This window comes from Chryseobacterium sp. MEBOG07, from assembly GCF_021869745.1.
GTDB classification, from domain to species: domain Bacteria; phylum Bacteroidota; class Bacteroidia; order Flavobacteriales; family Weeksellaceae; genus Chryseobacterium; species Chryseobacterium viscerum.
In genome coordinates, this window is record NZ_CP084579.1 from 1,231,290 (window position 1) to 1,247,580 (window position 16,291).

Consider the following 16,291-nt stretch of genomic DNA (forward strand, 5'->3'; position numbering starts at 1 on the left):
TTCAAAACTTATGCCAAGGTAAGAAATTCAAATTCATTTCCGTATTTTTGACGACGATGAACAATCATTTTTTTGACTTAATAGAATATACGAATAGAAGCGTTTTTTTGACCGGGAAAGCCGGAACAGGAAAAACGACATTTCTTAATGATTTTGTAAGACGCACGAAGAAAAAACATATTGTAGTAGCTCCCACAGGAATTGCTGCAATCAATGCAGGAGGAGTTACGATTCATTCCATGTTTGGACTGCCGTTGAGAACCTTTCTTCCTACTACAGAAAGGATAGATACCAGTTTGGCTAATAATATTGCCGATCTGATGCCCCATTTCAAATACCGTAAGGATAAACTCAAACTTCTTAGAGAGGTTGAGATTATTATCATCGATGAGGTTTCGATGTTGAGAGCTGATGTTCTTGATATGATGGATTTTTCTTTGAGATTTATCAGAAGGAATAATCAAAGATTTGGTGGCGTACAGATGCTGTTTATCGGAGATTTATATCAGCTTCCGCCAGTGGTGAGAGATGAGCATATTTTGAAAATGTACTACAATTCACCTTTCTTTTTTGACAGTCATGCCATTAAGGAGATTCCGATTGTTACGATTGAGCTGACGAAAGTTTACAGACAGTCTGACGAACAATTTCTGGAAATTTTGAATGCCATCCGTGATGGAGACGTGAATAATATAGATTTTAACCATCTTAATGAAAGGTATGATCCTGATTTTAATATGGGGAAGGAGTCTTATGTCTATCTCTGTTCTCATAACAAAATGGCGGATGAGATCAACCAGGAGAAATTGACGGAGATAAAAGTAGATGCTCAGACTTATGAAGCTAAACTTGTAGGAGACTTTAAAGAAAATCAGTTTCCCAATGAACAGTTTCTTGAATTGAAAATAGGAGCACAGGTGATGTTTATCCGAAATGATATTTCCGGAGAAAAGAAATATTTTAACGGAAAACTAGGGGAGGTCATCGGATTGGATGAAAATGAAATCCGTGTAGTACTGGATGAAAGCGAAAATGAAATTGTTGTCAAAAGAGAAACCTGGGAACAGAAGAAATATTTTCTGGACACAGATAAAAATATTCAGGAAGAAGTTCTTGGAAGCTTTGAACAGTTTCCAATAAAACTGGCCTGGGCAGTTACGATCCACAAAAGCCAGGGATTGACGTTTGATAAAGTCATTATTGATGCCGGAAAAAGTTTCACTGCCGGTCAGGTATATGTGGCTCTATCCCGTTGCAGAACGCTAGAAGGTATTGTTTTAAAATCAAAAATTACTCCTGAAGTTATTTTCAAAGACAATAGAATTTTACATTTTCATACAGATACCATTGCCAACGACCATGTTGAAGCTATTCTGAATCAGGAAAAATATGACTACAGTATCAGAAAAGTACTTCGTACGCTGGATTGTGTATGGTTTTTAAAAGAAGTGGAAGAGTGGAACAACCTTTCGATTGTGACCAAGAATATTGATCATGTTAAAACCAAACAGCTTTACCAGCAATTGAAACATGAAGCTGTAAACCTCGGTAAAATATTTGAAAAGCTGGAGCGTATCATTTTTCAAAAAGTCAATAATTTCATTGAACAAAAAGAAGAATGGTCCGAAATTGAAAGCAAATCTAAAGGAGCTGTTAATTTCTTTTTTACAGAAACCAGAAATAAAATTTTTGATCCTTTGAAAGAATTTTATGCTGAAATAAAAGGAGCAAAAGGGTTAAAACAATATAACGAAGAATTCAAAAACTGGCTGGAAGATATTGAAGAATATCTGAACAGTTTAAGAGATATTTACCTTCTTGAAACTAAACTTTTAGAGGAGAAAAATGATAAAGAAATCAATCTGAAAATAGCTAAAGTTCCGTCTCAGGTTTTAACTTTTCAGTTATTTGAACAAGGAAAAACCATTGGAGAAATAGCCTTGGAAAGAGGGTTGGTGAAAGAAACGGTCATTGGACATCTTGCCAAATTTGCAGAACAGGGATTGCTGGATATTTCAAGAGTCATTACTTCAGATAAGATCAAAGCTTTTGAAGATGAATTTTACAAAAACCCACGCGAAACCCTTACGGAGTGGAAGAATGCTTTGCCAAGTCATTTTGAATTTAATGAAATAAGGATTTTAATCAATCATTATAATTATAAAAAGAAAAGAACTCATAAGAGTTCTTTTCTTTTTATATAGTTGTTCTTAGACTAAAAAACTAAGGATACATTGCATTGATCGTGTTGATATCCCCGGTTGTAAAGCCGGTTCTATTATAGGTGAAGCTTGTGTTGTTAGCTCTTGTAATAGTAGGCTGTCCGTTTTTGGAATAAGAAGTCGGCCAATACATCATCACAGAATTGATATTAAACGGACCTATATCCGTTCCGGAATTATAGATGTTGAAATTATAAGCCTGTCCATCTTGAATATTGTTCCACAGGATTTTTACATATTGATCCCTGTCTTTTCGGGTATGCTCATGGTAAAGACCTACGCTATGCCCCATTTCATGAATGACTGATCCTACAGAAATATACTGATCCAAAGAGACATTCTGCTTTCCTCCCTGATACCCGATATGAGCCCAGCCATCTGATCCGGATGAACTCCCGAAAATAAATTCTACATAATTCGTCTGATTGGTACGGGGAATCCATTGAGCATTGGTCTTGGAATTATATTCATTAACAGCGCTTGTGATTTTGTTGGCATTAATAGAACCCATATTACTGGCGACTGTATAATAAATTTTTCCTCCAGGCCACCTTGAAAAACTGGCACCTCCTTTATTGAGCTCACTGCTTTCTGAAAGCTGTTTGTCAGAAATTACCATATCTCCCTGAAAGAAATTCAGTCCGTTTTTTCGTTCATAAGTAATTTCCTGCCCGTTCAATTGCCCTTTTTTAAAGTTTTCAATATTGGAGGCATTGGCTTGAGCTTCAGAAGTGATTTCCTCATTATTTTTACTACACGACACGAATGTTGCAGCAATAATAAAACTCATAAAGACAGTTTTTCCTGTCAGAATCTGCCGGTAAAGCAGACTGTTTGGTTTTTTGTTCATATTAAAGTTTTTTAAGATTTGGTATACGAATATAATAAATATTTCTCTTTATGATGAATTATTAATGTTAAAAAAAACTTTTTATATGATAATTGTTTAATTTAAGGCTTCGTATGGGTGAAATAAAAAAGTGTTTGAAAACATTCAAACACTTTTTTATTTTTATTCTTTTAGGAAATCCTGATTGACTCTGTAACCTCTTTTTTTATTTCAAATCAGAATAATATTATAGGTTTCAAGTAAATTAGAAATCAAATCAAAGAACCATTGTGGTGCCTTAGGGCTTATTATTATCTCTTCGATTAAAATATCAATATCCACATTTGTAGTTTTATAAAATTATAGATGGAATCAAATATACTAAATATACAATTTACTAATAAGCAAAAAGATTAAACAAAAATTTTATTCCCATAGTTTTTCCCTGAACTGATCGATCGTTTTTATTAATTACAAAAAGTAACTAATGCAGAATTTATGTTTTAAATTTGTTTGGTTTTTTCAGACTAAAGAAAAATTAACATCTCAATATGAAAAATTTTGAAATTTCTGTTTTAGATCTTGCACCGGTAAAGCAGGATAAAAGCATTCATGATACTTTTCAGGACAGCTTATCACTAGCTAATCACGCTGAAAACTTAGATTATAAAAGATTCTGGCTGGCAGAGCACCATAATATGGAAAGTATTGCCAGTTCAGCGACCTCAGTTTTAATCGGTTTCATCGCCAATGGAACAAAAAAAATCAGAGTAGGTTCAGGGGGAATTATGCTTCCCAACCACAGTTCTCTGATTATTGCAGAACAGTTCGGTACCCTGGAATCTCTTTTCCCCGGAAGAATTGATCTTGGAGTAGGAAGGGCTCCCGGAACAGACGGATTGACCGCTCAGGCATTAGGGAGAAATCCTGCTATTATCAATGAACAGTTTCCAAGACAGATCCTCGAATTACAAAGATATTTCTCAAAAGAAAATTCAGATGCCTTGGTTCGTGCTATTCCCGGGGAAGGGCTGGATGTTCCGATTTATATTCTGGGATCGAGTACAGACAGTGCATGGCTTGCTGCAGAACTCGGTTTGCCATATGCTTTTGCCGGGCATTTTGCTCCGGAGCAGATGGAAATGGCTTTTAAAATATACAGAGAGCATTTTGAACCGTCAAAATATTTAGATAAACCTTATATCATTGCTTGTGTAAATGGTGTTGCTGCAGAAACTTCGGAAGAAGCTCATAGAATCTCCACTACTTTATTTCAGGCATTCATCAATATTGTAAGAAATGACAGAAAGCCATTTGCTCCGCCGGTTGATGATATGGATGAAATCTGGTCACCAATGGAAAAGTCGATGGTTTTACAAAAGTTGAGATATACTTTTATCGGAAATCAGGAAGAAGTAAAGGAAAAACTTAAAGATTTCCAGGAAAAATTCCAGGTGGATGAGCTGATGATCAATTCGCATATTTACGATCATCAGAAAAGATTGAGGTCTTACGAGATATTCAGAGAGGCAGCAAACTCATTATCCAAAGCGTAATAAACCATTCAGAATTAATTGGCAGATGCTTATTTTTATGAGTATCTTTGCAAAAATAAAAAGTAAAAATGTCCGATATTAAATTAAATACTATTCCAGAGGCTATAGAAGACCTTAGAAATGGTAAAATAATCATAGTAGTAGATGATGAAGACAGAGAAAATGAAGGAGATTTTCTTTGCGCAGCAGAACTGACAACGCCGGAAATTATCAATTTTATGGCACTTTATGGAAGAGGGTTGATCTGTATGCCGCTTCCTGAAAAAAGATGTGATGAGCTTGGACTTGAAGTGATGGTAAGCAGAAGCAGCGATCCTAAAGAAACAGCTTTCACCGTATCAGTTGACCTTTTAGGAAACGGAACATCTACCGGAATTTCTGCTGGAGACAGAGCAAAAACAATTTTAGCGCTGATGGATGAAGAATCCAAGCCTACAGATTTTATGAGACCTGGCCACATTTTCCCGCTTCGTGCAAGAAAAGGTGGAGTATTGAAAAGAGCAGGACACACAGAAGCAGCGATTGACCTTACGAATTTAGCAGGTCTGAAAGAAGGAGGAGTGATCTGTGAGATCATGAATGAAGATGGTACGATGTCACGTCTACCTGAATTGCATGCATTCGCTCAAAAGCATGATATGAAAATTGTATCTATTGAAGATCTGATTCATTATCAGCTTAAAAAAGGAAATCTTGTTGAGAGACTTGAAGAGAAAAAAGTAAAAACGCACTACGGTGAGTTTGATTTTTATGCTTTCAGAGAAACCTCCAATGACCAGATCCACTTTGCCCTTACAAAAGGTTCATGGACAGTGGATGAGGCTGTTTTGGTAAGAGTACAGTCTTCAGATTCTTATTTCGATGTATTGACAAGATTGAATAACGGTGAAAAACCATTATTGGAAAAAGTAACAGGAATGGTAAATGAAGCTGGGAAAGGAGCTATTATTTTTATCAACAATGTTTCTAATTCTGAAAATACTTTGAGAAAGCTTCAGCAGTTCCTGAATTATCAGGACGGGCAGGAGCAGCATCCTACGTTAGCATACAATTACAGAGATTATGGAATTGGAACGCAGATCTTAAAGAATTTAGGAATCAATAAGTTCAAAGTAATCACTCAAAACCCAAATATCAAGCCTCAGGTTGGAGGATATGATGTAGAGGTTACAGAGTTGGTACAATTGTAATCAATGAATAGTCAACTGTGAATTTAATTCACGAAAAATGGCTGTTTACAATATAAAATAAAAGGTTTGGGATTTTTCTAAACCTTTTTTTATTTTTAAACTATGACAGAGTCTTTAAAAAAGCATATTAGAGAATACATAGAAATTTCAGATGAAAAGCTCGATAATTATTGCAATGCTTTTACCTTTAAGAAACTAAAGAAAAAAGATTTCCTTTTGAAAGAAGGAGAAATTGGTGACTTTGAAGGATTTGTAGTCAGTGGCTGCTTTAAAGTCTTTCATACCAATCATAATGCATCCGAACAGATATTATATTTTGGAACTGAAAACTGGTGGATCTCCGATATTGACAGTTTTATCAACAGTATCCCCTCAAAACTTACTATTCAGGCTCTTGAGGATAGTGAGGTTCTTCTGATTTCGAAAACAGATAAAGAAAAGCTTTATTCCGAAATGCCTGAGATCGAAAGGCTGATGAGGCTTAAGTTTCAGATGTCAATCATAGCATTACAAAGAAGAATCATTGACAATTTAAGTAAATCGTCAGAGGAAAGGTATGTTGAATTTTTGAAGACCTATCCGAAAACAGCACATCGGCTGACCAATATTCAGATTGCAGCCTACCTTGGTGTAACTCCTGAATTTATCAGTAGAATCAGGAAGAAAATGGTAAGTAAAAGCTAGAGAAAACAATATATTTTATAAATAAAAAAAGTCACAAAATGCTTATAATAAACCTTTTGTGACTTTTTTGACTGTATATAAGTTCTCCTTAATTTTTTAACGTTATTTCATCAAAGTTTCGGAAACCATTCAGAAAATCTTTTACCATCATTCTTTTTTACCTTCCAACTGAAGTTCCAGCGGATAATAAATTCCGTCTTCCGTGTAGATTTTAAATTCGTTCTTTGAAATATCCAAAGTTCCAGCTGGTTTTCCGTGGTCAGAAAGTTCAAACTTACCATTGAATATTTTTAATCCTTTTTCTTCGTTCTCTATTTTTAAAGTCGTGAAAGCGGCAGGATAAGGTGACATTCCCAGGATAAACTGATGAATAGTTTTTGAAGGGGCAAGCCAATTGATTTTGGTATCTTCCTTAAAGATTTTATAAGCGTTTTTAGGATGCTCTACTTCTGGCTGATGTTTCTCATCAATCGTATTTTCAGCAAGACCATTTAATGTCCTAACGACCAATCCTGAACCCATTTCCATCAGTCTGTCGTGAAGGCTTCCTGCATTTTCATCAGGTAAAATTTCCAGCTCCTGCTGAAGAAGGATATTTCCTTCATCAATTTTTTCATTAATAAAGAAGGTTGTTGCTCCCGTTTTTTCCTCTCCATTGATTACGGCATAGTTGATAGGTGCAGCGCCTCTGTAATCCGGCAATAAAGAAGCGTGAAGATTGAATGTACCCATTTTAGGCATTTCAAAAAGAATTTTAGGCATCATTCTGAATGCAACGACTACAAAAACATCAGCATCCAGTTTTCTTAGTTCTTCCAAAAATTCGGGATTTCTAAGTTTTTCTGGCTGGAAAACGGGAATATTGTTTTCGTCTGCATAAACTTTTACCTGTGATTGGTGAATTTTTTGTCCGCGGCCACTTGCTTTATCAGCTACAGTCACAACTCCTACCACCTGATGGTGAGATTGATGGATTGCCTCCAAAGAAGTTTTTGCAAACTCTGGAGTCCCTAAAAAAACGACTTTCAATGATTTCATACTGCAAAGATAGGGTTTTCATTAATAGTTGAAAACAACGGAAAGCAGCTTTTCAATTATGAATAGTGGAGTGGTTTGAGGTATTGGATTCAATATATATGTGATAAATAACCTGTAATAAGATGTCGCATTATATCAACAAACTTATACTCATTATTTATTATTCATGATTAATTGCATATGTTCTGAAATTGAGCATTTTTACCTTTCCTGAATCGAGAAGAAAGATAAGATTTTCTAAGATGTTTTCTTTAGAATGATAACTCAGCTGTATAGAAAGCTCCTCAATTGTTGCTGCCTTTTTCGTCAATAAATTAATAATTTGCAGAGAAATATTCTTACCAAACATAGACTGTTTATTTTTTTCACAAACAGAACACTGACCACAGTTTTTGAATTTTTTTCGCCAAAATAGGCAAGAATGAGTTTCATTTTACAATAGTCATTATTTTCTGCGTAAAATTTCATTTCTTCCCATTTTAGGATTTTATTTCGCTGAATATGTTCAAATAATTTCCAGTAAACACTATTCACAACCCTTTCATCGCGGGGTTTCAGGAATTTTATGCTTGAAAGTGCCCCATCAATATACTCTAGGTAATTTTTTTGCTGAAGTTCTTTCAGGCGTTCCTTAATCAAAGGTACACTGACATTGATTTTATTGCTTACCTGCTGTTCACTGAACATTACTTTATGGGTAGTGATTCCAGATATAGTACGGAAAAGAAGCTCTAAGAAATAAGCATCCTTTTGCGGTAATTGATCTATCTCATCAGATTTTATAAAAAGCTCCAGTGAAGACAAGCTTTTATTTTCATTGTAATAGATGATTTCCTGATTGTGCAGAAAATTGAGGATATTATTGATTTTTGCTTTCGAAAGTTTGGTGAAATTCTGTATACCAATAGTATTCAGCTGAAAGGTTTTTTCAGGAAGCTCAAACTCTGCAACCTGAAAGATAGAGTAGAGGTAGCTGATGATCTTTAAAAACTCTGCTTTATTTGGAGTCTGGTTTTTTAAAATCTGATCAAAATTAAGAAGTTCCTGCTTGTTCCAAAGCATAAATGCAAAACTGTCTTTTCCATCCCTTCCGGCCCTTCCTATTTCCTGATAGTAGTTTTCTATAGATGCCGCAGGTGAAAAGTGGATGACAAACCGTACATTATCTTTGTCAATACCCATTCCAAAGGCATTGGTAGAAATCAGAACATGATTGTCACTCTTGTTCCAAAGATTCTGTTTAGCATTTTTTTCTTTCGTTGTTAAACCTGCATGAAAATAATCTACATTTTTCACCTGATTTTTCTTCAGGAATTCTGCCAGCAATTCAGTTTCTTTTCTGGTTCTCGCATATACGATACCGGAATCATTACTATATTTTAAAATATCAAAAACACGTTGAAATTTATCAGATACTTCATCGGTAAAGATTTTGATATTCTCTCTTTTGAAACTTTTTTGAAAGACAGAAGGCTTCTTCAGTTCCAGTTTATTTTTGATTTCTTCCAGAACTTTTGGCGTTGCAGTCGCTGTCAAAGCAAGACATGGTATTTCAGGGTTATTGCTTCTGAATCTTTTAATATTCTGATAACTTGGTCTGAAATCCTGACCCCATTCCGAAATACAGTGCGCTTCATCTACCGCAATAAATGATAACTGGATTTCCTCCATGTTTTGGATAAACTGACTATTGGTAAGTCTCTCAGGAGAAACATACAGGAGTTTTGTGAGCCCTTCCTTGCAGCGGCCATAGATAGTTTCAGCATCATATTCATCAAGCTCAGATGAAAGGTATTCTGCTTCTATTCCCCGGAATTTAAGCTGATTTACCTGATCTTTCATCAATGCCAGTAACGGAGAAATTACAAGACAGGTTCCTTCTTTCAGTAAAGCGGGCAGCTGATAGCACAAAGACTTTCCTGCTCCTGTGGGTAAAAGAACCAGCGTATCTTTTTCATTGATAACAGCATTGATGATTTCCTCCTGAGAGTCCCTGAATTCGGTATACCCCCAGAAATACTTTAGGGTATCATATTTTAGCTTTTGAAAATCCTGTGGAGAAATCATGTTGTAAAAATAAGAAAAGTATGATGACAAAAAAAGCCACGCAGTGCGTGACTTTTATATAATAAATTAATAAGCTTATTATTTAGCTTCGAAGTATACTCTTCTGTTGGCTCTGTTTTTCCATTCAGGGCACTTCGTTGCTGGTTCACATTCAGGGTATTTAAGGTCTTTTTCACCTTTTCCTACTGCCTGTAGTTTACCGTTTTGAACACCATTTTTGATCAGGTAGCTCTTAACGTTGTTTGCTCTTCTTTCAGATAGTTTCTGGTTGTAAGCATCAGTACCTCTTGTATCAGTAGCACCGATTACACTGTAAGAACCATTTGAAGAATTAATATAGTTTACAGCATTGTTTAGGATTGGAGTATTTGAAGGTAAAATTCTGTCAGAATTTAAGTCAAACTCGATTCCTTCCAATTTAGTTTCTGTTTCTACTACAGGTCCTGTTGTAGCTATAGGACATCCGTTGTTTTCAACAGGTCCGGGAACAGTTACACACTTATCGTAAAGATCGATTACACCATCTAAGTCGGTATCAAGTGCAACTCCGGCACCATCCACTCTTGCTCCTGCAGGAGTATCAAGTTGTCTGTCCCAATCGTCACATACTCCGTCATTATCAGCATCTCCTTTTTTACATACTTCGATATCCTGGTTTTTATTAGCCAGTACATCCAGTTTGTAATAGATTTCCTGAAGCGGATCATGCCACATTACATGAGACTCATGTTTTCCTAGTTTTAAGGAAACCCCTAAAGTAGCATTGAAAAAGTTGTCAGAAACCTGCTCAGAACGTTTGTTGATCGCACTGTAAGCATCACCACCTCCATCAAATTCATCATCACCGGTTACGACATACATTAATCTACCTTCAATATCGATTCTTCTGTTTACTTTGAACTTCAGACCTGTACCAGCCTGCATAAACATTGAACCTAATTGGAAAGGCTTAACTTCAGTCATCAATCTCTGTCCATTGATATCTTTCTGGTATGCTCTGTAAGCGATAGTACCAATACCTGCATATCCGTGAAGAGCCCATCTGTAAGTGGAGTGGTTGTCAACTCTTCTTAATAAATTAGAAAAGTTGATATCTCCTAAGATTGAGATTGCGTCATATTGAGTTCTTCCAGCTACTGCAGATGCATCAGGTGCAGCATCTTTACTATTGAACCATCCTTGTCTGGTTTCACCTCTGTCATATTGTAAGTTGATTCCAAAAGCATGCGTAATTGCTTTATCAATACTTACATAAGCAGAATATCCAAAAAGATTTTTACCATTACCATTCTTGATAGAAGTTAAATCTGCAGATTGAAGAAGTGGAACTCCAACCCCTGCGGAAATAGCCCAGTCGTTGAATCTCTTAGACTGATTGGTAAATGGGGAAACATTAGCAGATCCTGAAGAAAATGTATTAGGGTACTGTCCTTTTGAAACTGCCGTTGAGTCTTGTGCATAAGTGGCAGAAGGAATTGCCAAAGCAAATGCTACAATTGCTAAACTTAATTTCATAGTGTTATTTTTTTAAGTTAAGTTATTTTAAATGAAATTTTACGTTAAAAAACGTTTTTATGTTAATTTTTTTCAAGATGAACTCGCTGATTCTTAATGTGTTTCTAAAGGGCATCCTAAAAATAATGTTAAAGATATGTAAAAAAACTCGGAGTAGAAAAAAAATAAACCGAAAAGAGTGTTTCCTTTCGGTTTAAGATGTATTTATAAGAATTATTTTTTCTTTTTCTTAGCCGGAACCTTTTTTGCTGATTTCTTTATAGGTGCATCTTCATAGTCTTTCTTTTTGATTGAATCCCACTCTGAACTTTCTATAAATTTCACAGTAACTTTTCTGTCTGCTAATCTTTCAGCATCTGAAGCTGATGCAGGGACAGTTGCTTCTGCAGAACCTACCCCTCTTGACTTCAGTATATTTTCATTAATTCCTCTGCTTTCTAAGGCTCCTACTACAGCAGCAGCTCTTTCTTTAGATAGTCTTAAGTTGTAAGCAGCATTCCCTTTGATATCAGTATGTCCTGTTAACAGGTAGTTACCTCCGTTTTCTTTAATAATTGAAGCAGCCAGATCCAATTTTTCATTAGATTCAGGTCTGATAGTCGCTTTATTAAAATTGAAGTAAATATCTTTAAGAGTTTTTTCTACTTCTACAGCAGTCTCTTTGTTATCTTTTTTAGCGATAGGACATCCGTTGTTTTCAACAGGTCCAGGAACAGTTACACACTTATCGTAAAGATCGATCACACCATCCAGGTCAACATCAAGTGCCACTCCGGCTCCATCTACTCTTGCTCCTGCAGGAGTATCAAGCTGTCTGTCCCAATCGTCGCAAACTCCGTCGTTATCAGCATCTCCTTTTTTACATACTTCGATATCCTGGTTTTTATTAGCCAATACATCCAGTTTGTAATAGATTTCCTGAAGCGGATCATGCCACATTACATGAGATTCATGTTTTCCTAGTTTGAAAGAAAGTCCTAAAGTCGCATTGAAGAAATTGTCAGAAACCTGCTCAGAACGTTTGTTGATCGCGCTGTAAGCATCACCACCTCCATCAAATTCATCATCACCGGTTACGACATACATTAGTCTACCTTCAATATCGATTCTTCTGTTTACTTTAAACTTCAGACCTGTACCAGCCTGCATAAACATTGAACCTACTTGGAAAGGTTTTATTTCAGTCATCAACCTCTGTCCTTTGCTGTCTTTCTGGTATGCTCTGTAAGCGATAGTACCAATACCTGCATATCCATGAAGAGCCCATCTGTAAGTAGAATGGTTGTCAACTCTTCTTAATAAATTAGAAAAGTTAATATCTCCTAAGATTGAAATGGCGTCATACTGAGTTCTTCCAGCTACTGCAGTCCCATCAGGTGCTGCATCTTTACTATTGAACCATCCTTGTCTGGTTTCACCTCTGTCATACTGTAAGTTGATTCCGAAAGCATGTGAAATTGCTTTATCGACACTTACATAAGCAGAATATCCAAAAAGGTTTTTACCATTACCATTCTTGATAGAAGTTAGATCTGCTGATTGAAGAAGCGGAACACCCGCTCCCACTGAAACAGACCAGTCATTAAATCTTTTTGATTGATTGGTAAATGGGGAAACATTCGCAGATCCGGAAGAAAATGTATTAGGGTATTTTCCACCAGAATCCGCAGTTGAGTCTTGTGCATAAGTGGCAGAAGGAATAGCCAAAGCAAATGCAACAATTGCTAAACTTAATTTCATCGTGTATTATTATTTGATTTTTTTTGAAAAAGCAATTTAAAGCTTCTTAATTTTTGATAGGACAACCGTTATTTTCAACAGGCCCTGGAACGGTTACGCATTTATCATAAAGATCAATAACTCCGTCAAGGTCCATATCCAAAGCAACTCCGGCACCATCTACTCTTGCTCCTGCAGGAGTGTCAAGCTGTCTGTCCCAATCATCACATACTCCATCATTATCTGCATCGCCTTTTTCACAAACAACAAGGTCTGTTGATGCATTTTCAAGAACGCTGGTTCTATAGTAAGCTTCCTGAAGCGGATCATGCCATGCAAGGTGAGATAGCTGCTTTCCTAATTTGAAAGATAGACCTAAACTTACTGTCCATGCATTATCTGATCTTCTAGGATTTAGCATATTATATTTTGAACCTGGAGTAGAAGGGTCATAGTCATTAGGATCTGCCCATCCGCCGCCATCGAATTCATCATCACCACTGATAATGTACATCGTTCTTGCTTCAACATCAATAAGTTTAGAAACGTTGTATTTGATTCCTAAACCTCCCTGATAGAAGATAGAATTGATATCGATATCCTGCTTAATGAATAAAGGTGCTCTTCTGGGAGTTGTACTCCATCTGAATTCATCATTGTCATGTAATGACGTTCTGAATCCCTGAACACCAATTCCCATATACCCATGGAATGCCCATCTGTATGGGGAATGATTGTCTACTCTTCTGAATAAGTTTGAAAAGTTGATATCTCCTAATAAAGAGATATTATCAAACTGGGTGGTTGCCGTAGCAATTCCTGATTTTACTCCTGCAGCACCGGGAAGTTGTGCTGTTTGTTTCGTTTCTCCTCTCATATACATAACGCTTAGAGCGAATGCATGTGTGATTTGCTTATCTACGCTTACGTAAGCATTGTACCCCCAATTGATCTTATCCTTGCGGATAGATTTTAAATCGGAGTGAACCATAAATGCGGGACCTCCTCCGACAGAAATAGACCAGTCTCTGAAACGTCTGGCTTTATTGTCAAAGGTTTGTACATTAGCGGAGCCTGAGGAGAATGTATTAGGATACTCTGTGGAAGAGTTTACTGTAGTGCTGCTGTTCTGTGCGAAAGCTGCGATTGGCAATGTCGTAGCCAATAATAATAAACCTAATTTCATACAATATGTTTTATGTTTTAAATAAAATCTTTTAATAATATTCTGGAAAAATCCCGTTCAAAAAGATGTTTTTTATGAGGGATTTCCAATCTTTCTGATTTAAAGTTTAATTCATTATACTTAATGATATCAATGTCTATGATCCTGTCGGTATATCCTCCGGAGACTTTTGAATCATTAATTCTTCCCATCTCAACTTCTATATTCTTAATACAATCAAGCAGTTGAATTGGTGAAAGATGTGTGAATATTATTGCTGCAATATTACAAAAAATATTGGAACTGGCAAATTCTACAGGATCAGACATTAAATATTCGCTGGTTTGTGAAATCTTATTTCCTGCTTCATTGATCTTCTTTAATGCAAGCTCTATATTTTTTTTTTGCTCTCCTAAGTTACTTCCTAGTAACAAAACGACCTTATGCTGCGACATATTAGAAAATTGATTGATTTATGAGAAGTTTCTTTAAAAACGTTTTGGCAAATATAGTAGCAATTATCATACTTTGCGCTCTATTTTTCATCTTTTTCATTACGGTGCTTGTGTTCAGTTCTATGGGAAATGATAAGTCGGCAGTAGTGAAAAAGAACTCGGTTCTTACGATTAATTTAAAAACAAATATAATCGATAGTCCTACTGAAGAGCAGATGGGGTTGTTTGGTATAAGTTCCCAAAATAAAAGTATTCTTTTATATGATGCATTGGAAGCTATTAATAAAGCTAAAACCGATGATAATATTAAAGGGATTAGTATTGAGGCGGATAATTTGAATGCCGGGCTTACTCAGATCGATGATCTTAGAAATGCCCTTGAAGATTTTAAGAAAAGTGGAAAGTTTGTGTATGCTTACGGAAACGGGGTATCACAATCAGCTTATTACTTAGGATCTGTGGCTGACAAATATTATCTGCACCCGGCGGGAGGAATCGAATTGAAAGGCCTTTCTACTGAGGTGACATTCTTTAAGGATTTTGCAGATAAATATGGTATCGGGATTGAAGTGATCCGTCATGGTAAATTCAAGTCTGCGGTAGAACCTTTTTTAAGAAATGATATTTCCCCGGAAAATAAAGAGCAGCTAAGTACTCTTTTGAATGATCTTTGGAAAAATACATCAAATAAAATAGCAGCTTCAAGAAAAATTGATACCGCTCAGTTCAGAACAATTACAGACAGCTTATATGGAATGATTCCTGAGCAGGGCTTAAAATACAGACTTGCTGATAAACTTATTCAGAAATCGGAATATGAAGATCTTATTAAGTCGAAATTGAGTTTAAAAGAAAAAGAAAAGCTTAATAAAATTTCTCTGACAAGTTATATCAGCTCTTATGCTGACGAAGATAAATCAGGTGAAAAGGTAGCTGTATTGTATGCTTCAGGATCTATCAACAATGGAGATGAGTATAATGATATTCATTCTGAAAAATATGTGAAATATATCAAAAAACTTCAGGACGATGATAAAGTGAAAGCGGTAGTTTTCAGAATCAACTCTCCGGGGGGAAGTGCTAATGCTTCGGATGAAATTTTATTTGAACTGCAACAGTTGAAAAAGAAAAAACCATTGGTAGTTTCTTTTGGAGATTATGCCGCTTCAGGTGGGTATTATGTGGCAATGGCGGCTGATAAAATTTATTCAGAGCCTAACACGCTTACCGGTTCTATCGGAGTATTTGGGGTAATGCCTTATTATAAAGATATCGCGAGTAAAAACGGAATCCGTGCAGATATTGTTGCTACCAATGCGAACTCTATGTATTATTCAGGGCTAAACGGAGTGACTCCTTATGGGGTGAATATGATGACCAGAAGTGTAGAAGGTACTTATAAGAGATTCGTACACTTTGTGACTCAGAACAGAAAGAAAACTTTCGAACAGATTGACAATGTAGGAGGGGGTAGAGTATGGAGCGGAGTTCGTGCCAAGCAAATTGGTTTGGTAGACGAATTGGGTACGCTGAACGATGCTGTGAAGTTTGCTGCACAGAAGGCAGGATTGAAATCTTACCAGGTAGATGCTTTCCCTAAGAGAATGTCGCCTTTCGAGCAAATCTTCAAAGATCTGAACGAAGAAGATGTTTCTGCCAGAATTATTAAAAGTAAAATAGGTAAATCCAACTACGAGATTTTACAGCAAATCACAGACAAAAAATTACAGTCTGAAGTGAAAATGGAAATGCCATATCAGATTAGAATCAACAACTAACTAAATTTATATTGTACACGAAAATCCCGGATCTGAATTTCAGATCCGGGATTTTATTTTTTTATCAACATTG

At 36.0% G+C, this 16,291-nt stretch carries 10 protein-coding genes and 2 pseudogenes; 5 read left to right on the plus strand and 7 right to left on the minus strand.

What is annotated here, in order from left to right; genetic code table 11:
• Positions 1 to 56 precede the first annotated feature (56 nt).
• The gene (locus LF886_RS05625; RefSeq protein ID WP_236853123.1) at positions 57 to 2,204 is read left to right on the plus strand and encodes a helix-turn-helix domain-containing protein; all 2,148 of its coding nucleotides are present in this window, start codon (positions 57 to 59) and stop codon (positions 2,202 to 2,204) included.
• Between the two features lie 19 nt (positions 2,205 to 2,223).
• On the opposite strand, the gene LF886_RS05630 is transcribed toward LF886_RS05625, so the two are convergent.
• Positions 2,224 to 3,072 (minus strand): M12 family metallopeptidase, encoded by an 849-nt coding sequence (locus LF886_RS05630; protein WP_236853125.1) that lies wholly within the window; start codon positions 3,070 to 3,072, stop codon positions 2,224 to 2,226.
• A 530-nt stretch (positions 3,073 to 3,602) separates the two neighbouring features.
• On the opposite strand from LF886_RS05630, the gene LF886_RS05635 reads away from it, so the two are divergent.
• From LF886_RS05635 to LF886_RS05645, 3 genes are all read left to right on the plus strand, one after another.
• Positions 3,603 to 4,607, plus strand: a complete 1,005-nt coding sequence (locus tag LF886_RS05635) for an LLM class flavin-dependent oxidoreductase (protein ID WP_236853126.1) — start codon at positions 3,603 to 3,605, stop codon at positions 4,605 to 4,607.
• 68 nt (positions 4,608 to 4,675) lie between these two features.
• On the plus strand, positions 4,676 to 5,797 hold the full coding sequence (gene ribB / locus LF886_RS05640) for a 3,4-dihydroxy-2-butanone-4-phosphate synthase (RefSeq protein WP_124535151.1): 1,122 nt from the start codon (positions 4,676 to 4,678) through the stop codon (positions 5,795 to 5,797).
• A 102-nt stretch (positions 5,798 to 5,899) separates the two neighbouring features.
• Positions 5,900 to 6,481 (plus strand): Crp/Fnr family transcriptional regulator, encoded by a 582-nt coding sequence (locus tag LF886_RS05645; protein ID WP_236853128.1) that lies wholly within the window; start codon positions 5,900 to 5,902, stop codon positions 6,479 to 6,481.
• An 88-nt stretch (positions 6,482 to 6,569) separates the two neighbouring features.
• On the opposite strand, the pseudogene fmt reads toward LF886_RS05645, so the two are convergent.
• The 6 genes and pseudogenes from fmt to folK all read right to left on the minus strand — a co-directional run bounded on the left by fmt (position 6,570) and on the right by folK (position 14,440).
• Positions 6,570 to 7,519, minus strand: a pseudogene (gene fmt, locus LF886_RS05650) (methionyl-tRNA formyltransferase).
• Between the two features lie 160 nt (positions 7,520 to 7,679).
• Positions 7,680 to 9,586 (minus strand): annotated as a pseudogene (locus LF886_RS05655) (ATP-dependent DNA helicase RecQ).
• A 78-nt stretch (positions 9,587 to 9,664) separates the two neighbouring features.
• Positions 9,665 to 11,101 (minus strand): OmpA family protein, encoded by a 1,437-nt coding sequence (locus LF886_RS05660; protein ID WP_236853130.1) that lies wholly within the window; start codon positions 11,099 to 11,101, stop codon positions 9,665 to 9,667.
• Between the two features lie 213 nt (positions 11,102 to 11,314).
• Positions 11,315 to 12,841: an OmpA family protein gene (locus tag LF886_RS05665; protein ID WP_236853132.1), complete on the minus strand. Its 1,527-nt coding sequence runs from the start codon at positions 12,839 to 12,841 to the stop codon at positions 11,315 to 11,317.
• Between the two features lie 46 nt (positions 12,842 to 12,887).
• Positions 12,888 to 14,006, minus strand: coding sequence for an OmpA family protein (locus LF886_RS05670; protein WP_236853134.1), 1,119 nt, complete (start codon positions 14,004 to 14,006; stop codon positions 12,888 to 12,890).
• A 17-nt stretch (positions 14,007 to 14,023) separates the two neighbouring features.
• Positions 14,024 to 14,440 carry a 2-amino-4-hydroxy-6-hydroxymethyldihydropteridine diphosphokinase gene (gene folK, locus LF886_RS05675; RefSeq protein ID WP_236853136.1) on the minus strand — a complete coding sequence of 139 codons (417 nt, stop codon included), beginning with the start codon at positions 14,438 to 14,440 and terminating at the stop codon, positions 14,024 to 14,026.
• Positions 14,441 to 14,460: 20 nt separating this feature from the next.
• On the opposite strand from folK, the gene sppA reads away from it, so the two are divergent.
• The gene (sppA, locus tag LF886_RS05680) at positions 14,461 to 16,218 is read left to right on the plus strand and encodes a signal peptide peptidase SppA (RefSeq protein ID WP_236853138.1); all 1,758 of its coding nucleotides are present in this window, start codon (positions 14,461 to 14,463) and stop codon (positions 16,216 to 16,218) included.
• Positions 16,219 to 16,291: the final 73 nt, after the last annotated feature.